Raw genomic sequence first — 25,131 nt, 5'->3', positions numbered from 1 at the left:
CGGCAAATTGCGGAGAAGATCCCGATCCCGGCGGCGTCCGCGCGTCACCAGAGCACCGGGAGCTCCTCGAACCCGCCAGTGATGATCTCCTTGCGCAACTTCAGTTCTTCGGGCGACACGGCTAGGCGTAGCGCGGGAAAGCGCTGGAAGATCGAACCGAACACCACCTTGAGTTCCAGCCTGGCCAGCGCCGCGCCGATACAGTTATGCGGCCCGTAGGAGAACGCCAGGTGCGGGTTTTCGTCGCGTCCGATGTCGAAGATTTCCGGGTCGTCGAAATGGCGCGGATCGAACGACGTCGCCGGCAGGCCGACCAGCACCTTGCTCTCCGCGGGAATATGTACGCCCGCGATGGTCACGTCGGTCCTCGGATAGCGCATGATGCCGTCCCAGCCCGCGCCCGGCGGGTACATGCGCAGGATTTCCTCCACCGCCTTGTCCACCAGGGACGGTTCGCCGACCAGGCGTTCGCGCTGTTGCGGATGGCGGAACATGGCCAGCAGGCCGAATTCGATCTGCGCGACAGTGCTCTCGTGCCCCGCCACCAGTATGCCCGCCGCCAGGCCGATCGCCTCTTCCTCGGTTGCCTTGCCTTGGTCGACCGCTGCGAGCAGATCCGTCAGCAGGTTGTCGCCCGGATCCTGGCGCTTGTCCCGCATCTTGCCGCGAATGTAGGCGCGCAGTTCTTCCCAGGCCAGGCGCGACGCGGTGCGCGGGCCGCTTTCATGCTGGTGCGTCATCACCTCGTCGGACAGCCCGGCGAAAAAGGCGTGATCCTCGTAGAGCACGCCCATCAGCGCGCTGATGACCATGGCTGGAAGCGGAAAGGAAAGGTGGCGCCGCAGGTCGGCGGGCTGGGGCTGGGCCGCCAGCGTCTCGAACAACTGCGCGGCGATCGCCTCGACCTGCTGCGCGAGCAGCTTCACCCTGCGGTTGCTGAAGGCTGGCGCCACGATCGTGCGTAACCGGGCATGCTCGCCCCCCTCGTGCGAGACCAGCCACCCCGGCGAACCGAGAATCACCGAATCCGGGGTGAATGCCGCCGGCGGCATTCCCGCGGGCCGGAATGCCGCGTCGGACAGCACCGCCTTGGCCTCGTCGTAGCCTGTCACCCACCAGCCTTCGTGCCCGGACGGGAACCGCACGCGGTGGATCGGACCATTGGCGCATAGCGCCAACATCTCGGGCGAGGGCTCGATGTGATCGACGCGCCACATCGGCAGCGTCGGCAAGGGTTGTTCGGACATGGTGGCACTTCACTCTCTAAGCGATGGTCGGGCGGAAGGTGACCGGCAGGCGCTGCGGGCAGCGAATGACGTAAGACGGCATGTAGACGACGTCCTCCGCGGCGATGCTCAGCGCCAGATCCTCCAGCCGCCCGAACAGCGCGGGGAAGGCGCAGCGCAATTCCAGACGCGCCAGCTCAGCGCCCAGGCAGGAATGCGGCCCCTCGCCGAACGACAGGTGCGGGTTGTGCCGCCTGGTGACATCGAACCTGTCGGCGCCGGGACCGAAGGCCTTTTCGTCCCGGTTCGCCGCATGGAACGCCATCAGGACGGCGTCGCCGCGGCGGACCATGCATCCGTCGATCTCCACGTCCTGGGTGGCATAGCGGAACGGCAGATTGGCCACTGCGCTGCCCCAGCGCAGGATCTCCTCGATCGCCTGTGACCACGGAACTTGGCCGCTGCGCACCAGGTGCAGTTGCTGCGGATGCGTCAGCAATGCCAGCACGCCATTGCCGATGACGCCGGTGGTGGTCACGAAGCCCGCAGAGAGCACCATGAACAGCATGTCGATGAGCTCGCTGTCGGAAACGAGCTCGCCGTTGTCGCGCGCGACGATCAGGGCCGAAGCCAGATCGTCGCCGAGCTGGCCTCGCTTAAGCGCGATCAGGCGACGGAAGAACTCCGGGATGCGCTGCCGCGTCTGTCGCACCTCTGCGGCTGTGGCGGAGGTGTTGGCCCGGCTGTAGGTGAGCGCGACGATCTCCTCGCGCTGTTCGTCCGGCAAACCGAACAGTTCGGCGATCACGTTGGTGGGCAGCGGAACGGCGAACTCGCACATCAGATCGGCACTGCCGCCGCGCTGCGCCATCTCGGCCAGGAGTCGATCGACGCATTGTTCGATTCGTGGCGCCAGCAAGGCGATACGACTGGGCGCGAAGCTCCTGGACAGCAGGCCGCGCAAGCGCCGGTGATCGGCGCCATGCGCCGTGACCATGTTGTCCACTTTGCACATCCCGATCAGCGGGTGATCCTCGGGAATCTCGCCGTCCTGCAGCGCCCGCCACTGTCGCCAGTCCCTGTTGAAACGCTGGTCGGAAAACATCCGCCTGAGCGTCTGGTGACGGCCTGCCGCCCAGGTCACCACATTGCCTGGCAGCGACACTCGCGCCATCCCCCCTGCTGCAGAATCGCAGCAGACAGACTATTAAGTTGCGTGGGAGCGACCGACACGCCGATCATATCGCAATGATCGTTTTCTACGCGCATGCAAACAACTCCATAAAGAACCATTATGTAATACAGCTACAAAATCAGTTGCAGCTTCGCGCAAATGCGTAGCGTCTCATCCCTCAACAAGCACCAGCAAAATTGGATTTCGACTAACCCGCTTGATCTTGCTGGGTTCGGGCGCCCTATTTAATTGAATAACAAGCCCCAAAATTCAAGTGAAAAGAATGTTAACTTTATTTGTTGCTGAGATTTCTAAAATTACATAATGCCGCAATATATTTCACAATTCTGGCCCATTATCCAATTCCTCTCACGGCGTATCAGAACCGCGCTCGGCAGGGCTTCGGGCCCGAGAGCCGCAATATGCGAGGGCCGCGTCTTGTCGCAACAGCCCTTGAAGCCTTCGGCGGCGAAGCGCTCTGCCAACGCCATATCCAGCTCTTGGACTTGCCGGTCTGCCGGATCATGTCGACGGTGCCGACGTCCATCGTCGATCCAGCCGGTTCGGAGCCACCTCAAGAACATGGAGACTTCTGTCATCAGACATTGGCGCAGAGAGAGAAATTGACACCGTAAGCTCCCCCGGCTCCTTCAGTGTCATCATCTCTCGCCTATCGTGTCATGTCACGCAGATGAGATCGCGCCTGCTTCTGTTGTCGCATTCCATTGTCAGGATCAGAATCAGAAAGGGTTACTTGCTTTTCATGCGTTTGAAATAATCCGTCCATAAATTGACAGTTTATATCTTTGTTTCAAATTATTGACACGATATGGAGTTGTCTCTCACTCAATCAGAAAAAAGATGCCGTCCGCAGCGGTCCCTTCCTTCCAGCATTGGGCAAGGAACGTTTCAAAGTACCATGGTGATGTGGGGTTCAATGCTGCTCGCCGCCTATCTGGCGGAGCCTTGAACTTGAGCCACTTCGCTACGCTGCGACGCTCATAGCCGGTCCGTCGGGCGATCGCGCTGTAGGATAGACCCTCCTGGCGTAAGGCGTGGAGCATCTCGAATATCTCCTGGCGAGACTGCCTATGCGCGAGACGCGCGCGCCGGCGATGTGTCGCAGCGTCGACAATAGCGTCCTCGGACAGGATGGATCTTCCTGAAGCACGTCCACTAAGGCTGATCTGTTCCTCGATTGCCGTACGAAGATTCTGGACCAGATGAAACCGGTCGGCCACCTGGTGAGCCTGCGGTGCGCCTTCACGGACGGCCTGCGTATACAGGCCGCAGCGGTCTCGGCTGACGACCTCGACGGAGGGATGATCCGCAGCCACCTGGCTGCGCTATCGACACTCCGATCATCGAGAATGTCGACGACCGACTGACGCTCGAGATCAACCATGATAGTGCCGTATCGCGTCGCTCGCCGCCAGCTCCAGTCATCGATGCCAACCACCCGAATCTCGGAGGCGCGGTGAGTAACCGCGGCATCCCGCTTCAGTTGCCGCAGGATGGTGTCGTCACTGACCGGCATGCCGAGCCGTTGCATGAGGCGTTCGCCAGGACGTCCACCCGTGCTATGGCCGAGCAAGCCGACAATCTCCACGACCCTCGTCGTCCTGCGCGCATAAGGGGAAGCAACCGTCGGGAGTCGATCAGTGAACGTTTGTCGCTCACATTTCTGATGTGCACATCGCCAGCGGCTCAGCAGGAGCTTCACCGTCACGGGCTTGCCCTGGACCGGCAGATCCTGAAGGCTGCGGTTGGACCAGCCATGCCGACTTCGGCTTCGCCGGCCGCAATCGGGCAAATGCCGATCGCTGGTCCGGCAGCGAAAACAACCCAACTGTGATCATCAGTGAGCGCGACACCAGGAGCGATTGCGAAGAACGATCGCCATACGCGGTGCTGCCGGTGGAGACCTAGATGTTTCCGCTGGGTGGCGGCCCGGAACAAGGCGGTAGACATGCATCGACTAATGGCCATTACCATGATGGCCTTTCTTGCTGGCTGTTTCGCGCCGGGCCGTAATGCCTGCCAATCGAAGGCCGCGATGAAGGCGGCCTATCGCAGGATTGTCGGTATGGGCGGTCTTGGAGCGTGCCTGATCGTGTCAGGCTGCACGACCGTCGCCAGCGTTCAGGAACCTGATTTGAAGATCGCGAATGCCTGGCACGCGACCTTTCCGCATGGCGGCCGGACCGGCGATCTCGTGTCCTGGTGGTCCACGTTTTCCGATCCATCGCTGACGGCCCTCATTGCATCTGCGCAGGCGGAAAGCCCCAGTCTCGAGTCCGCCGTTGCAGAGATCGAGAGGGGGCGCGCCACGCTGGCATCTACGCAGGCGAGCCTTTTTCCGGGGCTTGGCGGCTCGGGATCGCTCGCCCGCGGCAACAAAGCCAACCAAGTTGCTGCCGTTACGACGGTGAGCGGCAGCCTCGACGCTTCTTGGGGAATCGATCTGTTCGGCAAGACACGGCGTAAGAGCGAGGCAGCGCGGCTTCGGGTCCACAAACGGATCGCCGATTGGCACGATGCGCGCGTCTCGCTCGCGGCCGAGGTGGCGGACTATTATGTGCAATACCGTGCCTGCCGGCAGCTGGAGCAAGTTTATACCACCGAACTCGCCTCGCAGCGCAAGACGATCCGGGCAATGGAAATGGCCACAACCTCTGGCCTTACGTCGAGCGCCGACCTTGCGCTAGGGCGGGCGAGTGCTGCTACCTCGGCCTCGACACGGACCGCGCAGCGTGCCGAGTGCGAGGTTCTCGTCAAATCTCTCGCCCGCTTTATCGGCGGTGACGAGCCTCACGTCCGCGATATTCTGGCGATGGGCAAGCACGGGTTACCCACGCCAAGGACCCTCAAGCTGTCCGACGTGCCTGCCGACGCCTTACGGCAGCGCCCCGACATCGACGCCCTTGAACTCGAGGTCGCTGCATCGCTCGCCGAGATCGGCGCGGCAAAAGCCGATCTCTATCCGAGCCTCAGCCTCGGCGGCTCGGTCAAGATCGACAGTTCATCGCTGATGGGAACCTCTCTGCCCTGGTCCTTCGGCCCGGCCGTCTCGATCCCGCTTTTTGACGGTGGCTCGCGCCGGGCGGCAGTGGGCAGCGCGGCAGCCGCATATAAGGTGGCGGTGGCCGCCTACAAATCAGGTGTGCTGGCGGTGGCCGAAGTCGAGACCGCACTCGTGCGGATCGACAGTACGCGACGGCAGATCGGCGACGCCAGTGTCGCGGCGCGCAACTACCGCGCCTACTTCAAAGCCGTGCATTCGAACTGGAAGCCAGATGCAGCGTGATGAAGCCTTATGGCGAACGCGCGTGGCGGGCGCCTTTGGCTCGACGTTTTGTGGGAGGGCAAAAACTTACGGTGACGGAAAGCAGTCGGCAACCTCGCCGAATGCCGTCAGAGCGTGTGCAACAGATCCACAGCCTTGATGTATGGCATTCAAATAATCGATTTTACGAATTAGCGGGCATGCTCCATTAGAAGAACAGCAATTGACCGAAGCAAGTACGCCGACACCTGCTGCCGGCAACTTTCTTAGTTATATTATGGGCGAGTGCGGCAGATCGGCCGGATTCGATCCAGCGGATGATTCTAGAAGGGCACCATTTTCACATCGTTGGTGCGAGGCCTCAGTTCATCCAATTAAACCGGGAATTTCATCAGGTCTTCTATGCCGCGAGACTTTCGAGCCGATGTCCAGGCCTTGCGGGGTCTATCTGTCCTGCTGGTTGTCCTTTATCATACCCAAATCGCGCCGTTTGGTTATCTCGGCGTTGATATTTTCTTCGTAATTTCGGGCTTTCTGATCACCGGCCTCATCGCGACCCAGCTTGAGCAGTCACGGTTCAGCTATTGGGAATTCTATTATCGTCGTGCGAAGCGCCTGTTGCCCGCGGCCTATGTGGTCATTGCGCTCACGACGGTCGCTGCACCCTTTTTCCTGTCGGATGTGGGCCTGCGGGACTTCCGAAGTCAGGTCCTCGGGGCGCTCACATTCACCGGCAACATCGTTCTCTGGTCTCAGGCGGACTATTTCGGCGAATCCGCCGAAACGAAGCCTCTCCTGCATTTCTGGTCGCTCGCTGTCGAAGAACAGTGTTATCTGCTGCTTCCTGCTTTCTTGGCCTTGGCTCCCAAGAGATGGCGGCTCACAGCGGTTAGTTTGCTCCTGATTGCCAGCCTGGCACTGTGTCTATACGTGGCCATTCGTCACCCATACGCTGCATTTTATCTTTTGCCGACCCGCTTTTGGGAAATAGCGATTGGTTCGCTCGGGGCATTGCTTCCCGCAAGCGCTCGCGTGGCGGCCAAGTTTGCGGCGCTGCGCCTCCCGGCGCTCGTGCTTATCCTCCTTATTCCCATTGGACTTAGTTCGCAGAACCCGATCGTGGATGCCGCTTTGGTTTGCTTGGCAACCCTGATCCTCCTGCTGTCGCCCAGCAGGGATAATGTGGCGGTTCGAAGCATGGCAAGGATCGGGGATATCTCGTACTCGCTCTATCTGGTCCATTGGCCGGTGCTTGTATATGTGCGGGCTGCTTGGCTGGCAGAGCCTCCCGCGCTTGCGATCTATGCGGCAGTTGCCTTCTCAGTTGTAGCCAGCTTAGTTCTTCACCGGCTCGTGGAAAAGCCGTTCCGGCAGGGATTCGTCGCATCTCGTGGACGGATGGCCTCAGGACTCGTTGCCGCAACGGTTCTTCTCGGCTTCGCACGGTCAGTCGACATTGGCGCAGCCGAAAGTAGGGTTGGCTTTTCCGAGAGCCGACCGATCAATTACGGCCTGGGAAGGGCATGTGATCTCACATCTGGATCGCCTCCCCAGGGCATTCCCGAGGCCTGTCAGACGACGGGCAGGCCCGAATTGCTGGTTTGGGGCGATTCATTTGCCATGGCACTGGTTCCCGGCTTGGCCAAAACGATCGGAGAGGCCGGCCTGGCTCAGCTCACAATGAGCGGGTGCTTCCCCGCCATCGGCGTTGCTGCCTTCTCCAAGCGCGCAGCGTCTCCCTCCTTCGCCGAGGACTGTATTCGCTTCAATGACAGTGTTTTGGGTATCCTGAAAAATCGGCCGGGGATAAGGACCGTTGTCATTTCGAGCCCATTTGACGCCCCTGATTCAAAAGACTTCATGCTGCTTAAGAGGCGTGACGGGACATTCACGGAAGTTGAAACTTCGGTAGATGGAGCCGTTGAGGGTATCAAGTCCCTCGTCGACGCCGTTCGCGCTTTGGGCAGGCGAGTGGTCGTAGTTGCTCCCCCGCCAGTCGCAGGCTTCGATATCGGCGATTGCCTTGAGCGAAAGGTGAGGGGAAATCTTATGCTCGGGCGGCACAGTGATTGTGAAATTTATGTCACCGATTACCGCCGGATGCGATCCCGCACTCTTGAGCTCTTGAACCATGTGGCTGTGAAAGCTGACGTAGAGGTTGTCTCTTACCACGACTTTCTCTGCGACGACACAAAATGCAGAACCGAGATCGATGGCAAATTCCTCTACCGGGACAGCGGCCATCTTTCCTATGAAGGATCAGAAATCATCGCTCGAAAGACAAGACTTGCTGAGAGGCTGATCAGGGCTGCTCGTTAGAGCGAATTTTTTAGGCGGAGTGAACCGCGAGCACTTTCGCGTGGCTCGCAATGAAAAGCGCATGAGGATTTCGGACGCCCGCCGCGCCGACCTGAAAGCGCACGAGGCGACGGCCCGCAAGGCTGCCAAGCGGAACGCGTTCCCGCACGGCGCTGATGATGAGCCGATCCGTTCCGGAGATCCGGCCGCAATGCAGCGGATTGTTACCCGCATTGAGGAATTGGGGCGCTCTGCCAACCCCATATGCAGCTCTTGGACTTGCCGGTCTGCCGGATCATGTCGACGGTGCCGACGTCATCGTCGGTCCAGCCGGTTCGGAGCCGCCTCAAGAATTGGAAACCTCTGTCATCAGACATAGGCGCAGACGTAGAAATTGACACCGTAAGCTCCCCCGGCTCCTTCAGTGTCATCATCTCTCGCCCATCGTCTCATGCCACGCAGATGAGATCGCGCCTGCTTCTGTTGTCCCATTCCATTGTCAGGATAAGAATCAGAAAGTGGTTACCTGCTTTGCATACTTTTTAACAATCAATTCATAAATAATTATGACGATTTATATCTTTGCTACATACTATTAATACAATAATATAATATGTACTTACTCAATCAGAAAATGTCTTTGATCAATTATATATCTCTTGACAGTTAACTGGAGAATGCAGTCGTTTAGACCAGGATTGGCATTTAATTTGAAAATATCGAAGTTCGGATTCAAATTAGATGCAATCGAATGGAGGGTGATATGCTAGCGCTCGGATATGTCGCCGACGTGTTGGGGCTGCCCGTCAACGAGGTGGCGCCACACGCCAGACACGCTTCAGGTTGGAAGCGTAGAAATAGCGGCAAGCCCGTAAATCGTGTCTTTGGCATGATGCACGGCAAGCGGTCAATAGCGCGGTTCGGGTGGCGCATTAACGGTTAGCGCGATATGAGGCTATCGATGACGACGTCCTGGTCGCGGCCGAGGCCATCGCCCGGCAGCAGGATCGCAGCCTTGGCGAGGTCATCACCAATCTCGCCCGGCGCTCGCCGCGCCGGCCCCAAGCCGGCGGCGCAACGGGATTCCTCTCCTGTCGCCTCGGCCGGATGCACCTCCTGTCACGCTTGACGCGGTAAATGCCTTGCGAGACGAACTGCCTTGACGTTCCTGCTCGATGTCAATGTCCTGATCGCACAAAGTTGCGGGCATTGCACGGGCACAGCTTCTGGCCCGACGATGTGAGCCTGGTCGGCTCCGGCGACATCGATGCAGCGAAAATCCTGACGTCGACACAGGTCACGGATACGTATCTTCTCACGCTCGCCAAGGCGCGCTGCGGCCAACTTTCAAGCTGGCCGCAAGCTGTCGGCGGCGGCCGTGAAGGGCGGGAAGTCTGCATTGCACCTGATCCCCACTGCGTACCACGGCTGGACCCTATCTATCAGGGCACCATCCCCGGTACAGGATCAGGCGTTGAGCGCGTCCTTGATGGCTTTAGCCGGCGTGAAGGACAGCTTCTTCGAGGCGGAGATCTTGATCGTCGCGCCCGTGGACGGGTTGCGGCCCTCGCGTTCTGGCGTTTCCTTCACCTTGAACTTGCCGAAACCGGGCAGGCTCGTCTCGGCACCGCTCGCCGCCGCATCGGAGATCGCTTTGAACACGTTGTCGACGATGCTCTTGGCCTGCATCTTCGTCAGGCCGTTGTCGGCTGCAATCTTTTCTGCGATCTCATTTGCCGTCGTCATGGAATATGCTCCTTTATTTTGTTACCTGCCACTGTTTGCACACAACACACCGAGGTGGTAGTCCGCGCGCGGCGCAACGCGTTAAAATAATAATCCCCGGAAGCTGGGCTGTCGGCCTGAGTTCCTACGTCGAAAAGGTTTTTGGAAGCTTGGCAGACTGGGTCGGGCTAAAGACCAGTCGGGCCGGACTGGCTCCCGACCCGATCACCGCAGAGACCGCCACGGCCAAGATTCCCTCCAACGATGCCTGCTTCGGGTCTTACTGTGTCACTCGTCTGACGATCTCGTCAGCAATGACGCCGGCATTTGCCCATCACGTCAATCAACCCAGTTGAAGTGAGCAGCATTGACTGGCATGCCGCGCTCAGCCGAACCATTTTCGGTGATCGTAATCCGCAAGCTTTCACCCATCGCCGCCAGCGCTCTCGATCCGTGGTGTAATAGCCGGATAGATTTCGCGTAGGCCGCCACGGAGTTGAAGAGAAGGTCCGTTGGGATCCTTGTGATCGGCCCATACAGCAGAGCGACAGGTGTGGATCAGGTTCTCCTAAGTTGTGTGCGTCAAGTTCTTGTGTGGATGCCAGCCATTTTGCAAGGAGGAACCTGAAGCATTGGACATGTGATCGAGTGCGGTCATGTGTCAGGCCTTGATTTGCGGCCGTTCCATGTGCCGCGGGCCGGTATGGTGATGCGCGGATCAGGTCCAAATCAGCAAAGCGAGCTTGCGTGGGCTCTCAACTTGACTCTGGTTTTCCTGACCCCGATCTGATCGATCATTTGCCCATGCAGTTCATGCCTTCCTCACATCTCCGACGTCCCGGTCTCAGGTGCGTTGTTGCAAATCACGCAGGCACCGTCGCCGGATTCCGGTAGTCCTCCTGTTTCGTCAGCATGGCCCAGATGCCACGCGCCATCTTGTTGGCCAGCGCGATTGCCACCAGCATGCGCGGTTTCTTCAACATCAAGCGGGCAAGCCAGGAACCGTCGGGCGCGCGCCTCCGAGACGCCCATTGAACCACAGCCATGGCGCCGATGATGAGCAACCGCCGAATATCGCGCTGGCCCATCTTCGATACCTTCCCTAGTCGTTGCTTGCCGCCGCTCGACTTCTGCCGAGGGACCAGCCCGAGCCAGGCGGCGAAATCGCGACCGCCCCGACACCGATGGCTACCCACGCACGGCTTTAAGACATGTTCAGGGTAGATTTTTCATTACCAGCGCCCTGCTTGCGATGGCGGCCTGCAAATTTTCTCTGCTTGATCAGCGCAGCAGCCGGGGTCGTTCCTGACGTGTTGTCTCGCTTTCCGCAAATGTGTCGGCGGTGGCGGGCCTCGGTTCCAACTTCACGCGAGCCCCAAACCTTTTCCGACCGGCTCCGTTCCAAAAAAGGGGGCGGCATTGCTGCCGCCCTTTGAGATTGGTGAGAGGCGCAGACCTTAGAAACCCATACCGCCCATACCGCCCATGCCGCCGCCGCGATGCAGCCCTGAAAGAGTCGAGCGAATCGACGGTGTTCGGAAGCTCGAGCCACAGGATGAATCCACCCTGCGGATTGGTAACCTTTGTGCCTTCCGCGACCGCCAGCGCGCTTCGTCGCACCGTAGAGAGCGAGTGTGAGGCGCTGAGCATCTAGCAGCGCTCGAGACGTGCCGAGCTTTTGCGTGGAGTGGCCATGCGGGATACCTCCTGTAGCATTATCTGCCGAAACCAGAGGCTTACCGGATCATTGAAATGTATCTCTATCCACAGCGTGGATGCGTCTCATCGAAACAAACGATTTTATCAATCCTCCGGAATCTCGCATTGACGACAGCACCTCACACGCCCTGATCACCCGCTACCCTTATCGTGTGACGACTGCGAAAAAGAGCCCGAAATGAGAAAATCTTTCCATGAGCTCAGACGTGCGATGGAAGTTGCCCCGGGAAAATGAGTTGCAGTTGGATGCCAACGCCTCAGACCAACCGGAACTCATCCGGTTTCTATAATCCGACTGTTGTTGGTGAGTGGCACAAGCCTGGTCAGGGACGATTTTCGCGACGTGACTGGCAGAGGTATGGCGCCGCACCCACGTCAAAAGGCATTGCTATGGAAAGGAACAGAATGGCTGATCAACTTGCAACGGAAATCATTGCCACGATCAAGAAGCGCGTCGAATTGGAAAGCGGCGAGGGAAGTGTGTCCACCATCGGCGAAATAACGACTGCCACGGAACTGACCTCGCTCGGCGTCGATTCGCTGGGTTTGGCGGATCTCCTCTGGGATGTGGAGCAGGCCTACGACATCAAGATCGACATGAACTCGGCCGACGCCTGGTCGAATCTCAAGGATGTCGGCGACATGGTGGAAGCCGTCCGCGGTTTGCTCGCGAAGGAGGTCTGATTGGACAGGCGAGTCGTCATTACTGGGATGGGCGGGCTTTGCGGCCTAGGCAACAACGCCGCCTCTATCTGGAAAGAGATGCGCGAAGGCCGCTCCGCCATCCGCCCGATGGTCACTTCCGAGCTTCATGAGATGAAGGGCACTGTCGGTACCGAGATCAACGAGCTGCCCAAGCACGACATCGGCCGCAACCAGCTCGTCTCCATGGATCGCCTCAGCTTGCTCGCTGTGCTTGCAGCGCGCGAAGCCGTGCAACACGCCGGACTTTCCTGCGACGAGGGAAATCCGTATCGCTTCGGCGCGACAGTGGGCGTCTGCGGCTGGGGCTGGGGAACGGTCGAAGAAACCTACCGCGCCCTCTATTTGGACGGCGCGAAGCGTACTGGCCTCTATGCTGCACCAAAGGGATTGCCGAGCGCCGCTGCCAGCCAGGTCAGCATGAGCCTCGGCCTGCGCGGCCCGGTCTTTGCCATCGCGTCTGCATGCGCATCAGCCAACCATGCGATCGCTTCGGCGGCGGATCAGATCAGGCTCGGCCGGGCCGACGTGATGCTTGCCGGAGGCGCCGAAGCGCCACTCGTATGCGGTCAGCTGAAGGCATGGGATGCAATGCGCGCCCTCGCTCCGGATACTTGCCGGCCCTTCTCCGCCGACAGGAAGGGAGTGGTGTTAGGTGAGGGTGCGGGCATGGCCGTGTTGGAAAGCTATGAGCATGCCGCGGCGCGCGGTGCCACAATGCTTGCCGAGATTGCAGGCATCGGCCTTTCCGGCGATGCCTTCCACATCGTCGCGCCGTCCATCGAGGGGCCGGAGGCCGCGATGCGCGCTTGCCTTGCGGACGCCGGGCTGAATGCTGAGGACGTGGATTACCTCAACGCCCACGGCACCGGCACCAAGGTCAACGACCGAACCGAGACGGCGGCGATCAAGCGCGTCTTCGGAGACTATGCCCATTCGATGTCTGTCTCGTCCACCAAGTCCATGCACGCGCATTGCCTCGGCGCGGCGAGCGCACTTGAAATGATCGCCTGCGTGATGGCGATGCAGGAGGGCGTCGTGCCGCCGACCGCCAATTATCGCGAGCCAGACCCCGATTGCGATCTCGACGTCACGCCCAATGTGGCGCGCGAGCGCAAGGTGCGCGTGGCACTGAGCAACGCCTTCGCCATGGGCGGCATGAACGCAGTTCTGGCGTTCAAGCAGGTGTAGAAGCCATGCGAGGTGCCTCCCGTAACTCTATCTCTCGTATTCAAATGCTTGCCGGATCACGATTGTGAAGGACGTGGCCTTGGACCGGCTCGGTGAATGCGCCAAGTGGCAGCGGAAGCTCGACGAACCGGGGCCCCGTTTTTGCAAAATTCTCAACTGTTGAAGCGGCGTGGACGTACCGCTACCCGGAAGGTTAAGCCATGCCCTTCGGTTCGGCTCGAGGTGTGTCCAAAGCTTTACCCGACAATGTCTGGAGGCACGCAGGGCCGCCAGTGGCCGCTTCCATGCGAAGCCGGTCCTCAGAAAGGGAATCGATAACAATGTTCGATCTGACCGGCCGCAAGGCGCTCGTCACCGGAGCAAGCGGTGGAATCGGCGAGGCCGTGGCGCGGGCGCTGCACGCGCAGGGCGCAACCGTCGGCCTGCACGGCACGCGTGTCGAAAAGCTCGAGGCGTTGGCTGCCGAACTTGGCGGGCGGACAAAACTGTTTCCAGCGAACCTCTCGAACCGCGACGAGGTCAAGGCTCTGGGCGCAAAGGCGGAAGCCGAACTCGAAGGCGTCGACATACTGGTCAACAATGCCGGCATCACCAAGGACGGGCTTTTTATCCGCATGTCGGACGCGGACTGGGACGCGGTCCTCGAGGTCAACCTGACCGCCATGTTCCGGCTCACCCGCGAACTGACCCATCCGATGATGCGCCGCCGCAACGGCCGCATCATCAACATCACGTCCGTGTCCGGTGTAACCGGCAATCCCGGCCAGGCGAACTATTGCGCCTCAAAGGCTGGCATGATCGGCGTGTCGAAATCGCTGGCGCAGGAGATCGCGACACGCGGCGTGACTGTGAACTGCGTGGCGCCGGGCTTTATCGAATCGGCCATGACCGACAAGCTGAACGACAAGCAAAAAGAAGCGATCATGGCCGCCATTCCGGCCAGGCGCATGGGCACCGGCGTGGAAGTCGCCTCAGCTGTGGTCTACCTGGCCTCGAACGAGGCCGCCTACATCACCGGCCAGACCGTTCATGTGAACGGCGGTATGGCAATGATTTAGCGTGAAAAGTTCAGTGCGCCCCGATGACGCGTATCAACAGTGAAGGAAGTTTCCCACCCAGATAGCAGTCGGTTGGTCTGGCAACTGACGAGTGGGTCGGTCGGGCAACTGGCCGGGTCGAAGCCTCGTGATCAAGGCCGCCTTGGGCGGAGGTTTAGATCAAGCTCTTTGAAACGCATGTCTTTCTTATCCGTCGCGTGGAATGCATTCATCGAAACAAACGATTTTGCCAATTCCGCAGAACGTCGCATAGCAAGATTTCAAAGATGTAAGCCAAAGGTAACTATCGATGTTTGTATTGGCTCCGAGCAGCATTTTCCTGGTGTACGCCTTCCGGTGTGCTCGCAACACAGCGGAGTCGCATGTTCATTGCGGCTAGTTTCTTCGGCGAACTGCACAAGCTACATCGAGCCGGCTCGATGCGACAAGCGTTCCCCCTGCTAGGCGCTTCCCCAACAAAACAGCAACAAAGATGAGGTTTTTCCATGTGCTCTGACGTGCGGTGGAGGTTGTGCTGGGAAAGTGACTTGCAACAGGCCGACCATGTCGAACTTTCCGAGTTTTTCCGAAAGACCTACGGACCGACTGGGGCCTTCAACTCAGAGCCATTCGAAGGCGGCCGTAGCTGGGCCGGTGCGAGGCCGGAGCTCCGCGCAATCAGCTACGACGCGCACGGCGTAGCGGCTCATATCGGCATACTACGCCGCTTCATCAAGGTTGACGAGGTCGATCTCATGGTGGCCGACTTGGGGTTGTACGGGGTGCGTGCGGATCTTGGGGGACAAGGGATCGGTCATTCAATGCGCGTTTTATATCCAATATTGCGGCAGCTTGGAGTTCCATTCGCTTTCGGCACCGTTCGGCACGCGATGCGGAACCATATGGAGAGGTTCTGCAGAGACGGCCTGGCGGCGATTGTGTCGGGCGTTCGCGTGCAGTCCACTCTCGCAGATGTGTATCTCGACCTGCCGCCCACGCGCGTCGAGGACGTGCTCGTCGTCGTTGTGCCGATTGGACGCTCGATGAGCGAGTGGCCATCCGGCACCCTGATCGTTAGGAACGGTCCGGAGCTATGAAACATCTTGAAGTGCCGGGTGATCGCGCTGAGGGCACCAGAGCGGCGGGTTTTTGCCGAGCTACTCGGACTGAATACGCGATCCCATTCAAGTTAGCTGTGGATGATCAAGGCTGAATTAACATGCAAAATCTGCGCATCTAAATCGATCCGAGCCCGAGTTTCCGCGCGCACGGACGTTCCGGACCTGAATCGCCGTCACCCTGAAATCGACAAGACATCGGCTATCCCAAAATCGAGCCCTTCGAGGTGCACAGGATATCTGGAGAGATGTTCGCCTGTTCGCAGGCGAACATGGTTCCGGTGCGCTCCCCAACCGGTCATCACTTCGTCGGCGATCAGGAGCGTGCCGAAGGCCTCAGTGATCTTCTTCAATTCGGTCAGAACCCAGGCCGGGTACATCAGCATGCCGCCGGCGCCGAGCACGAGACCGATGTCGAGAATGGGCGCGCTGCGGGTAAGCCAGCCACCGATATGCGGTCCACGCCGGTCGCCGCAATTGCCGGGCGCTCGCCCGCGTTACTCAAGCCCAAGGCCTCGGTGATCGCGCTGCGCCCGACATAGGCACAGCCTGCGCAAGCTCCTCGACCGACATGTTGTCGAGGAGCATGCCGTCGACGCCCACTGTAAGCGCTATCTCCAACTGGTCCAGCCTGTCCACCTCTACCTCGATCTTGACCATGTGACCTATGGCGCTAGGCGCCCGCTCGATTGCGGTGCGGATGTCGCCGGCAATGGCGATGTGGTTGTCCTTGAGCACCGCGTCGTCGAGCGCGAAGCGGGTGATTGGCGCCTGACCGCGTATCGCTTCGACAAACAACGCGGCCGTAGCCGTAGCAATGCCGCTCAGACGGCACAGAAAATTGAGCGCGGTCCGCTCAGCAGGCTTCGCGCCGGCCCGTTTACCATCGCAATGGTTTGACCTGCTCGACATCGCTGCCGTCCGGCCGCCGGATTTGCACATCGATTGCTGGATCGACGAGCAAGAAAGAAAACGCCACAGGTCGAGCCCGCACCCACGCCCGCTTGGCGCGCGTTAAGCGAAAGCGTGGCTTTGCATCGGCGGCGATAATTGCATCGCTCGTGATATCGCCGGCTCTGCCCAGGTCTTCCAGCAGGGATGATGATCTGAGGAAGTGTGCACGTGAAGTCATGTCAACGGCTCCGTCGGATGTCGTCGTTGCAGTCGCGCTCATGGCCGGCTGACTTGGGTCATGCTGCGTGCTGCCGCCGTAAGGTTCCGCTGGGATTAGCAGTGACGCACAACGAGAGGGTTCAGAGGGTTCAGGTCAACGCCCTGGAACCCATGTCACTAGCCATCCATCACGTGGATGCGTTTCATCGAAACAGACGATTTTACGAATGTTGCGGCACGTTGCATAGAACGAATTCAAAGATGTAAGCCTTTCGGGAAAGTCGTTGATGTCTGCGTTGGCTCCAAAGAGCATTTTCTGGTGTGCGCCGAATACCAGCCTAGGCGCGCGTCCATCGCGGCCAGGCACTTCCGCGATCGACGCAAGCTACATCGCATCGGCGCAGCACGACAAGCTCCCCGAATTGCGCAGGCGCTTGCCTCAAAGGCAGCAGCAAAGCTGAGGTTTGTGGTTGTTTTGGAAAGAGGCAATTTAGATGCTTGTTGATGGCTCAAGGATGGATCGGTTCGTTGTTTCTCGACGGCGCGAGGGTCTCGGTGATTGCCTGTGGTCTCTCGCGTCGGCATGGGACTACGCACATCGGACGGGACGGGCTTTAGCAATAGATTGGCGCGGCTCTTGTTACCTCGACAACCCGTTTGCGAATGCCTTTCCGGCTTTCTTCAAGCCAATTGAAGAGATCGGTGGTGTACGGGTCATTTGCGATGACGAGATCAACCACGTCTCATTCCCCGGTCCCTTCTTCCCGTCGTGGTGGAACAAGCCATCCATCGACTGCGTGTACCGTCCGGATGAACAGATTTTCCAAGAACGTGACGAGCTTAACGATCTTTTCCAGGCCCAAGATGATTGTGAAGCCAACACGGTAGTGTGTGATGCTTGCTTGATGTGGCGCTGCGATGAGCAAGCCGAGCGAACGATATTTCGGAGCATCAGACCGAGGGTCGAAATTGAGGATCGGATTGAAGCGCTCTACCAGGAACACTTTGCCGGGCACAGCATAATTGGGGTCCATGTCCGCCACGGCAACGGCGGAGATATTATGGATCACGCACCTTACTGGGCTGATCCAAAGGTTGCCCTAGAGCAGGTATGCACTGCCATTCGCATGGCCAAAGCGCAACCGCATCCAAGGCCTGTAAGGGTGTTCTTGTGTACAGACAGCGCCCAGGTTGTTGATCACTTGTCGGGCGTATTTCCCGAACTTTTCACCGTCCCAAAACGCTTCCAAGCGGATCAGGCCGGCCCCTTAAACAGTGCAGCACTGGGCATTGACGGGGGTTTTTCCGCTCTCGTTGAGATGTATCTCCTTGGTAGATGCGACACTGTAATTCGGTTTCCTCCGACTAGCGCCTTCTCCCGCTATGCCCGCCTCTTCGTGCCACGAATTGTCGAATTCGATCTGAAGGACCCGCGTCGTTTGATCTTGATTGATAACTCTTTCGACCGTTCCCCGACCCCATGAAGGGGTTGGCATCCCGCTCGAACTCTCCCTTGCCTTCGCGCAGAGGCCCCGTTCGCCCTGCCCAATGCGCCCCTTTCTCGCCACGCAATCCCGCCGCAGGCGAGCATTTTCTTCGGCGCGTCAAAATCAAAAGGATTCAAGCTTGTCAAAGAGAAAAGTCGCTTTAATCACCGGGGTCACGGGGCAAGACGGTTCCTACCTCGCAGAATTGCTGCTGGAAAAGGGCTATTCTGTGCATGGGATAAAAAGACGATCGTCTCTTTTCAATACAGGCCGTATAGACCATCTCTATCATGATCCTCATGAAAGTGGCGTTGATCTTACACTTCACCACGGGGACTTGACAGACTCGTCCAGCCTTACGCGCGTCATCCAACTGGTTCAGCCGGACGAAATTTACAATCTGGCAGCTCAGAGCCACGTTGCAGTCTCCTTTGAACAACCAGAATACACCGCGAACTCGGACGCGTTGGGTGCGCTGCGTATCCTCGAGGCAATTCGGATCCTGGGGCTCGTCGAGCATACGCGCTACTACCAAGCCTCGACGTCTGAGCTCTACGGGCTGGTGCGGGAAACGCCACAGACCGAGACGACACCGTTCTACCCCCGATCACCCTACGCTGTTGCGAAATTGTATGCTCACTGGATCACCGTAAATTATCGAGAAGCTTACAATTTGTACGCATGTAACGGCATTTTATTTAATCATGAGTCACCCGCGCGCGGAGAAACATTTGTAACGCGAAAAATCACGCGCGCCCTGGCTCGGATTAAGCTTGGAATGCAGCCGAATCTATTCTTGGGCAACCTTAATGCTCTTCGCGATTGGGGGCACGCTCGAGACTACGTCCAGATGCAGTGGTTGATGCTGCAGCAGGAGCAAGCTGAAGACTTTGTGATCGCTAGCGGTGAGCAACATTCGGTGCGCGAATTTGTCACCGTCGCGGCCGCTGAACTCGGCATTGGTGTTCGTTGGGTTGGGGAAGGGGTCGACGAAGAGGGATACGATGCAAAGACGGGAGCTTTGATCGTAAAAGTAGATCCCCGTTATTTTCGTCCTGCAGAAGTCGAGACACTTCTCGGCGATGCCCGCAAGGCCAAAGAAAAACTTGGATGGGAGCCAAAAATCTCCTTCATTGAATTGGTTAGGGAGATGGTTCGGGAAGATTTGCGCATGGCAGAGCGTGACGCAGTGCTGATGACGCAGGGTTATTATTCATACAGTCCACGAGAGTTATGATGACAACGGCGGCGCCATGCTGGCTTGTTGTCAGCGTTAGGGTGGCCTTCTTAAGGAGCGTCCATAGCGTTATCACATGGGAAACAAAAAGATGAAGAAAGTCTATGTGGCAGGCCATAGCGGCCTTGTTGGATCCGCCACAATGAGTGCCCTCGAGGCGTTAGGATCGTATGAGATAATAACACGTACTCACGACCAACTGGATCTATTTGACCAGACCGAGACGCGCAGGTTCTTCATGTCGCGGCGGCCCGATTACGTCATTATGTGCGCCGCAAAGGTTGGTGGTATACTGGCGAACGCTAGCTCTCCTGTCGATTTCCTTCATAACAACCTCGCGATCCAACTCAGTGTTTTTGATGCCGCTTACGCTTCAGGCGTCGAACGGATGATTTTTCTTGGCTCCTCATGTATCTATCCACGCGACTGTCCGCAGCCGATACGGGAGGAATACCTTCTCACCGGTCCGCTTGAAGCGACGAATCGTCCCTTCGCTTTGGCAAAAATCGCAGGAGTCGAATCATGCTGGTCTTTTAACCGGCAGTACCAGACGCGCTATCTCGCGTTGATGCCGACCAGCTTATATGGTCCCGGCGATAATTATCACCCCGAAAAATGCCACGTTCTGCCTGCTCTGATACGCCGTTTTCATCAAGCTAAAATAAACGGCGACTCCTCGGTGGGGGTCTGGGGATCCGGAAACCCTCGGCGAGAGTTTATGTATTCGTCGGATGTAGGCGATGCCATTGCGTTCCTGCTTGGCCTGCCAGATTCGGTTTTTGACGCCTTGACTGCCCCCGACACTGCGCCCCTGATTAATGTTGGCGTTGGCGAGGATGTCACAATTCGCGAGGTGGCGGAACTCGTCAAGGCAGCGGTCTGCTGGGAGGGCAATCTGGTATTCGACACGACGAAGCCAGACGGTACTCCGCGCAAGTTACTGGACGTAACGCGCTTGCGTAAGCTTGGCTGGAAGGCCAAAACGTCTCTTGGTGCCGGGTTGCAAGCGACGTATGAGGATTTTCTTCGCCTTCATGGGGCTTGATGTGGACGCGCGCATCCTGGTTGGACTGCGTGTCCGACCGGGTGCAAGTTTGTTCAGTCAGGCCAAACAGAAGAGAGGGACGCATACATGTGCTAACGGTGCAAACCGGACCTCTCTGCGACCGGCGGTGCTGAGGACCACCCAAAAGCTTGCCCAGGCCAATGGGAAGGGCGAGGGCCGCATAACGGGCTGCACCTGGAACGGCTGTGCGTGAGCGCCGTCGACTCACGCCGCCAGTTAGAACTGCTCGACCTCACGGGAGTCGCTGCTTAGGAACCTGCCGTCGATACGAACGCCAACCGGGGCCCCGCCATGCCTCGGGGCAGGCCTTATCCAAGGCGGTGCATGCGGTAATGGCGGACGTGGACGTATGCTTTTCAACTCGCGCCGCAGGCGGGATCGTGTCCGGATCGTGTCCTCCCTAGGTGGTGTAGCTGACGGCATTGGTCGCCGTGCTCTCCGGCATGGGCCGGGCTGATCGGCTTGCTTCAGTCTGCGTTGTTAGCGCCGAACTCACTCGCCTCGAGGTCATAGCGCCACAAGCGCGGATTCGCGGCGCGATGGTGCGGGCGTTTACAACTCCTGCAGCAGCGGGTCTCGTTGATGAACCGGCTCGCCCTGAACAAATCGCTCGCGTGTGCAGCGCGCCAAGCTATCGCGCAGAGCATCCTGACGCTCTGGGATGGCAGTGGCAGGTGACCGCCTATGCGGTGAGCACGCTTGGCCTTAGCTTGATTGGCATCGACCCCAACCACCCCTTATCATCGTGCCGTGCGCACAGCTTCTGCCGCCAAGTGAAGCCGATCAGCTGCGACCGCTCGCCGCGCCAACTCCGGCGCCAGACGATGCTCTGCTCGGCTGGTTCGAGCCCGTCGCCGCTGTTTATCCGCAGCATCGAATGTCCTAGCAGCTGAAGCCTCGAATGAATAACCGTCGCAGCTCTTCCAGCGCTGGCTCGAAACAGCAGCGCCTCTCGGAGTTGTTGAATAACCCGGAAGACAATGCCCATTTTACTTTTTCGGCAATGTTGAGGCGTCTGGGAATGGCTCAACGATTGCCCGTTAGGCCTCATGCAATGTCTCGCCCAATCCGACGAGACGGGCTGCGGCTTGACCCGTCGGCATGTCAATGACCGTGATTGCCCTTTCTGCAAGGAAGCGACGCTCGTTCTTGGTCAGCTTTGCTGTATCGATTGCCGCAAAATGTGGGCCATGGGAGCGCTTCATGATCTGTCGGGCATAGCCAACGCGCTGGCGGCACGCTGATGGCCGGCTTTGATGACAGCTTCGACATCATTGTCGTTGGCGCCCGGCCGGTCGGACTTTCTTTCGCCGCATCGCTTGCCACAGCGAGCTCAAACTGGCGGTTGTCGAAGGGCAGTCCCTGGAAAGACTGGAAAATCCGGCTTTCGACGGTCGCGAGATCGCGCTCACCCACGCCTCGATTGGGATCCTTCGCGAGCTCGGCGCTTGGGATGTTATCCGCGGCTCTGACAAGTCACCGCTTCAAGGCGCACGCGTCCTCAACGGATCGAGCCCTTTTGCGCTGTGTTTCGATTCCCCTGGCGGATCCGCGGAACCACTGGCGTTCTGGTCCCGAATTGCCGGATCCGCGATGCCCTGTTCAGGATCATCCGCTTGCAGGGCCATGTCCGGCTGCTGTGCGGCCACTCGGTCGTGCGTGCAACAAACAGTCACCAGGGAGCAGTCATAACGCTCTCCAATGGCAGGCAGCTGACCGCTCGGCTTCTCGTTGCCGCCGATTCGCGTTTGTCCGCCACCCGCAATCTGCTCGGCATCCGCGCCGATATCAATCGGCTTGGCAACTCGATGCTGATTTGCCGGGTGAGGCACGAGCGCCCCCACCACCAGATCGCGATCGAATGGTTCGATCATCATCAGACGGTAGCGATGTTGCCCCTCGCGCGAGGCATGTCGTCGCTGCTTTTGACTTTGCCTTCAAACGAGGCCGACGGACTGCTTGCCCTCGACGACGAGTTGTTCCTGATGGAGTTGACGAAGCGCTGTCGAGGGCGCCTCGGCAACATGAGCTTGGCAAGCAGCCGCCATATCTATCCGTTGGTCACCACCTGGGCGCACAGGTTCCGGGCGCCGAGCGCCGCATTGATAGGCGACGCTGCCATTGGCATGCACCCGGTGACCGCGCATGGCTTCAACATCGGCCTCGGCGGCCAGAGGCAACTCGCCCGTGGCATCCTGACAGCATGGCGCGACCGTCGCGACATTGCCGATCCCGACATGCTCCGCAGATATGAAAGCCGACTGCGCCTGTCTTCGGCGCCGCTCTATCATGCTACGAATATCCTCGTCGGACTCTACTCAAGCGAGCATCCGGCGGCACGTCTTGCAAGACATGTGGGGCTGCGCTTCGGCCAACATCTTCCCTTTGTCCGTCATGGCATTGCGGCCATGCTGAGGCGGTGAACCCCAGTCACCATAGTGTCATCATCGGCGTGCCGGCGTAGCAGGCTGGCGAGTTTGGTTCGATGTGAGCGGTCGCGGCTGCGCGGGATCCTCGATCCCAGTGAAGAGCATGACGCCTTCCTCCCCTTGTACGGGCGGAAGCGTGATCTGCTCTTTCAAGCGTTCGTTTTCCTGGTGCGGACGACGAGGTATCTGGGCCGGTCAATCGGCTTTCGGTGCTGATTATGGCAGGGCCGCCCCTCTACGGAGCGATCGGTCAGGATTGCTCTGTCTTGGAACGAGAGAGGACCGCCGCGATTTTCGACCCGCGCAGCGCCCAGCCGGTTCCGTGGTTGCACGCTTGTCGCTCCATGGTCAGCCGCATCCGGCGCAGCCGGCACACGAGGTGGGCGGCCGAACGAACCTACACCTGTCCACCGCCCGAATTGGAAGCAGCGATCCACCGCATTTCCGCCTGGGGTCTTTCAGGAATCCGGCTCGCTCCGCGAAGCCGACAAAGGCATCGCGGGCCACGCCCATCGGCGTGCGGCGTCTTGTGCTTGGTAGCACCGGTGAAGGGCTGTTTCATGGATCAGACTGCGGCGTTCCTCCGGCCACTCCTCAAACTCGATCGCGTCTACGAGATCGACAACGCACAAGGTGGGCTCCATGCTTGATGAAGACGGGGCTGCTGAATGCCGCGAGCCTCTTCCGTCGCGGATCGTCAGCGTGTCAATCGCTGTGTGTGCGGAATTCCCGACCGCCGCCAAGCGTTTGTCGGCCAACGCCACACAGGCGCGGACCCAGCCACGCCCAATTCCACCTTCGATGTGTTTAGGGCGTGGATGGTTGTCATCCGAACAATCAATTTTGCCAATCCTGCCGACCCTATTAGGGGTGTGACCGAAATCAGGTGCCTCGGCCTGCAGGCACGCCCGACGAAGAAGCCTGAGCACCAACCACCTATGCCCATAGGAGTACAGAAGGCAACGATCCGAAGACAGTGGAAATTGGTGCCGGGACGTTCTTCCTCATCCGTGTCTATGCGCGCGTCAAACGGACTCTCATTCGCTGAATGGTCCCAGAAGCGCACGAGGTGGGCAAACCACACGGTGAAGCGTGGTGGTGTTTTGACATCGGGTCTCACGAACGGCCCCGCTTTCAGAATTAGGTGCAACTTTGATGTAGAAGCTCGTTCGCCGATCACGGCAAGTTGAACACGGCCTTGCGCGCAACGCGCCGAGTTAGAAGACGCGGCCCGGCCGAATCCCGCGCACTGGAAAAAACGACGATGCCGAAGTACAGGTTTCACAAGCTTGCAGCCATTGTTGTGCTTGTCGGTTTCGCTGCGTGGATGGCGACGGGCGAGTTCTCGTCCGTCGGCAGCGCGGCCGCCGACAAATCCAAAGCGGGGGAGGTCGAGCAGCCAAAGGCGGCTGACGGCGGCAAGGCCAAGCCCGCTGAGGCAGAACAGCCCAAGGCGACCTTACGCACCGTCGCGACCATAACCCCACCCAGGCGTACCTATGCGCGCGCCATCCGGATTTCCGGACTGACCGAAGCCGACAAGCGCGCGGTCCTGGCGACGCGCGTCGCCGGCGTCATCGACAAGCTGCCGGTCAAGCAGGGACAGCGCGTCAAGACGGGCGACCTCGTGCTGATGCTTGCCACCGAGGAAAAGCTTTCGGCGCTCAGCAACGCCAAGCAGCTTGTCGCGCAGCGTCAGGCCGAACTCGATGCGGCCTCGCGGCTGGCGAAAACCGGCAATCTGCCCAAGCTGCAGCTCGATACGGCTCGCTCCAACCTGACGCAAGGCCAGTCGCATCTGGAAGCCGCGCAGGCCGAGCTCGACCGCAACGAGGTGAAGGCGCCGTTCGACGGCGTCATCGACCGGGTACCGGTGGAGCTTGGCAGTTCCGTGATGCAGGGCGACGAAGTGGCGACCATTCTGAGCCTCGATCCGGTGATTGCCCGCGGCGAGGTCAGCGAACGTGATCTCGGCTATCTGAAGATCGGCGACAAGGCGAATGTACGATTGGTCAGCGGCCAGAACGTCGAGGGCACCGTGCGCTACATCAGCCGCGACGCCTCGTCCGCCACCCGCACCTTCCGCGTCGAGACCGCAATCCCCAACCCCGAGGGCACTATTCCGGCCGGGATGACCGCCGAGATCGCGCTGAGCGCGCAGCCGACCGACGCTGTCATGCTGCCGCGCTCCGTGGTGACGCTGGGCGACAAGGGCGATCTCGGCATCCGCGCCGTCGACAGGGATGACAAGGTCGTGTTCTTCCCGATCGATCTGGTCGACGATACGCCAACCGGCCTGGTGCTCGGCGGCATCCCTGCCGAT

General features: G+C 59.3%; 14 protein-coding genes and 8 pseudogenes. 13 read left to right on the top strand and 9 right to left on the bottom strand.

Annotated features, from left to right (window positions below; translation table 11 throughout):
* Positions 1-44: 44 nt before the first annotated feature.
* The 3 genes and pseudogenes from AC0L17_RS27965 to AC0L17_RS27955 all read right to left on the bottom strand — a co-directional run.
* Positions 45-1,247: a cytochrome P450 gene (locus AC0L17_RS27965; protein WP_473518155.1), complete on the bottom strand. Its 1,203-nt coding sequence runs from the start codon at positions 1,245-1,247 to the stop codon at positions 45-47.
* A 16-nt stretch (positions 1,248-1,263) separates the two neighbouring features.
* The gene (locus AC0L17_RS27960; RefSeq protein WP_473518154.1) at positions 1,264-2,400 is read right to left on the bottom strand and encodes a cytochrome P450 family protein; all 1,137 of its coding nucleotides are present in this window, start codon (positions 2,398-2,400) and stop codon (positions 1,264-1,266) included.
* Positions 2,401-3,249: 849 nt separating this feature from the next.
* Positions 3,250-4,284, bottom strand: a pseudogene (locus AC0L17_RS27955) (ISL3 family transposase); the annotation flags it as partial.
* Here AC0L17_RS27955 and AC0L17_RS27950 point away from each other — a divergent pair.
* The 4 genes and pseudogenes from AC0L17_RS27950 to AC0L17_RS27935 form a co-directional block, all read left to right on the top strand.
* Positions 4,262-5,707 (top strand): efflux transporter outer membrane subunit, encoded by a 1,446-nt coding sequence (locus tag AC0L17_RS27950; protein ID WP_473518153.1) that lies wholly within the window; start codon positions 4,262-4,264, stop codon positions 5,705-5,707. The pseudogene AC0L17_RS27955 and the gene AC0L17_RS27950 overlap by 23 nt on opposite strands.
* Positions 5,708-6,121: 414 nt before the next feature.
* Entirely contained in the window at positions 6,122-8,005 is a 1,884-nt protein-coding gene (locus AC0L17_RS27945; protein ID WP_473518152.1) for an acyltransferase family protein, read from the top strand.
* A gap of 936 nt (positions 8,006-8,941) precedes the next feature.
* Positions 8,942-9,147: pseudogene (locus AC0L17_RS27940) on the top strand (CopG family transcriptional regulator).
* A gap of 34 nt (positions 9,148-9,181) precedes the next feature.
* Positions 9,182-9,401: pseudogene (locus tag AC0L17_RS27935) on the top strand (TA system VapC family ribonuclease toxin); the annotation flags it as partial.
* 50 nt (positions 9,402-9,451) lie between these two features.
* Here the strand turns inward: AC0L17_RS27935 and AC0L17_RS27930 are convergent.
* Both AC0L17_RS27930 and AC0L17_RS27925 read right to left on the bottom strand, forming a co-directional pair.
* Positions 9,452-9,730 (bottom strand): HU family DNA-binding protein, encoded by a 279-nt coding sequence (locus tag AC0L17_RS27930; protein WP_473482496.1) that lies wholly within the window; start codon positions 9,728-9,730, stop codon positions 9,452-9,454.
* Between the two features lie 842 nt (positions 9,731-10,572).
* Positions 10,573-10,887, bottom strand: a pseudogene (locus AC0L17_RS27925) (transposase); the annotation flags it as partial.
* A gap of 946 nt (positions 10,888-11,833) precedes the next feature.
* Here AC0L17_RS27925 and AC0L17_RS27920 point away from each other — a divergent pair.
* From AC0L17_RS27920 to AC0L17_RS27905, 4 genes are all read left to right on the top strand, one after another.
* Positions 11,834-12,112, top strand: a complete 279-nt coding sequence (locus tag AC0L17_RS27920) for an acyl carrier protein (protein ID WP_473482526.1) — start codon at positions 11,834-11,836, stop codon at positions 12,110-12,112.
* Positions 12,113-13,321, top strand: a complete 1,209-nt coding sequence (locus AC0L17_RS27915) for a beta-ketoacyl-[acyl-carrier-protein] synthase family protein (RefSeq protein ID WP_473489883.1) — start codon at positions 12,113-12,115, stop codon at positions 13,319-13,321.
* 320 nt (positions 13,322-13,641) lie between these two features.
* Positions 13,642-14,379, top strand: a complete 738-nt coding sequence (gene fabG / locus AC0L17_RS27910) for a 3-oxoacyl-[acyl-carrier-protein] reductase (RefSeq protein ID WP_473489884.1) — start codon at positions 13,642-13,644, stop codon at positions 14,377-14,379.
* Between the two features lie 485 nt (positions 14,380-14,864).
* Positions 14,865-15,455, top strand: coding sequence for a NodA family N-acyltransferase (locus tag AC0L17_RS27905; protein ID WP_473518151.1), 591 nt, complete (start codon positions 14,865-14,867; stop codon positions 15,453-15,455).
* 238 nt (positions 15,456-15,693) lie between these two features.
* Here AC0L17_RS27905 and AC0L17_RS27900 read toward each other — a convergent pair.
* Positions 15,694-15,886 (bottom strand): annotated as a pseudogene (locus AC0L17_RS27900) (aminotransferase class III-fold pyridoxal phosphate-dependent enzyme); the annotation flags it as partial.
* A pseudogene (locus AC0L17_RS27895) lies at positions 15,869-16,608 on the bottom strand (beta/alpha barrel domain-containing protein); the annotation flags it as partial. The pseudogenes AC0L17_RS27895 and AC0L17_RS27900, both read right to left, overlap by 18 nt.
* Before the next feature lie 475 nt (positions 16,609-17,083).
* Here AC0L17_RS27895 and AC0L17_RS27890 point away from each other — a divergent pair.
* From AC0L17_RS27890 to AC0L17_RS27880, 3 genes are all read left to right on the top strand, one after another.
* Complete coding sequence (locus tag AC0L17_RS27890; protein ID WP_473482488.1) at positions 17,084-18,073, top strand: nodulation protein NodZ; 990 nt, start codon at positions 17,084-17,086, stop codon at positions 18,071-18,073.
* Positions 18,074-18,215: 142 nt separating this feature from the next.
* Positions 18,216-19,313: a GDP-mannose 4,6-dehydratase gene (gmd, locus tag AC0L17_RS27885; protein ID WP_473482486.1), complete on the top strand. Its 1,098-nt coding sequence runs from the start codon at positions 18,216-18,218 to the stop codon at positions 19,311-19,313.
* A gap of 91 nt (positions 19,314-19,404) precedes the next feature.
* Positions 19,405-20,358 (top strand): GDP-L-fucose synthase family protein, encoded by a 954-nt coding sequence (locus AC0L17_RS27880; protein WP_473518150.1) that lies wholly within the window; start codon positions 19,405-19,407, stop codon positions 20,356-20,358.
* 703 nt (positions 20,359-21,061) lie between these two features.
* Here AC0L17_RS27880 and AC0L17_RS27875 read toward each other — a convergent pair.
* Positions 21,062-21,367, bottom strand: a complete 306-nt coding sequence (locus AC0L17_RS27875) for a hypothetical protein (RefSeq protein ID WP_473489886.1) — start codon at positions 21,365-21,367, stop codon at positions 21,062-21,064.
* Between the two features lie 52 nt (positions 21,368-21,419).
* Positions 21,420-21,599, bottom strand: a pseudogene (locus AC0L17_RS27870) (SIR2 family protein); the annotation flags it as partial.
* Between the two features lie 23 nt (positions 21,600-21,622).
* Here AC0L17_RS27870 and ubiM point away from each other — a divergent pair.
* A pseudogene (gene ubiM / locus AC0L17_RS27865) lies at positions 21,623-22,802 on the top strand (5-demethoxyubiquinol-8 5-hydroxylase UbiM).
* A 1,270-nt stretch (positions 22,803-24,072) separates the two neighbouring features.
* Positions 24,073-25,131 (top strand): efflux RND transporter periplasmic adaptor subunit (locus AC0L17_RS27860; RefSeq protein ID WP_473518149.1); only part of this gene is annotated, 1,059 nt, incomplete at its 3' end.

Source organism: Mesorhizobium sp. WSM4829 (genome assembly GCF_055811475.1).
This window is presented reverse-complemented; position numbering and strand designations above follow the sequence as displayed.

Coding starts and splice junctions, on each gene's coding strand:
- AC0L17_RS27965 (WP_473518155.1), bottom strand. CDS start 1,247: ATGTCCGAACAACCCTTGCCGACGCTGCCGATGTGGCGCGTCGATCAC.
- AC0L17_RS27960 (WP_473518154.1), bottom strand. CDS start 2,400: ATGGCGCGAGTGTCGCTGCCAGGCAATGTGGTGACCTGGGCGGCAGGC.
- AC0L17_RS27920 (WP_473482526.1), top strand. CDS start 11,834: ATGGCTGATCAACTTGCAACGGAAATCATTGCCACGATCAAGAAGCGC.
- AC0L17_RS27890 (WP_473482488.1), top strand. CDS start 17,084: ATGCTTGTTGATGGCTCAAGGATGGATCGGTTCGTTGTTTCTCGACGG.
- AC0L17_RS27905 (WP_473518151.1), top strand. CDS start 14,865: ATGTGCTCTGACGTGCGGTGGAGGTTGTGCTGGGAAAGTGACTTGCAA.
- AC0L17_RS27880 (WP_473518150.1), top strand. CDS start 19,405: ATGAAGAAAGTCTATGTGGCAGGCCATAGCGGCCTTGTTGGATCCGCC.
- fabG (WP_473489884.1), top strand. CDS start 13,642: ATGTTCGATCTGACCGGCCGCAAGGCGCTCGTCACCGGAGCAAGCGGT.
- AC0L17_RS27875 (WP_473489886.1), bottom strand. CDS start 21,367: ATGGGCATTGTCTTCCGGGTTATTCAACAACTCCGAGAGGCGCTGCTG.
- AC0L17_RS27930 (WP_473482496.1), bottom strand. CDS start 9,730: ATGACGACGGCAAATGAGATCGCAGAAAAGATTGCAGCCGACAACGGC.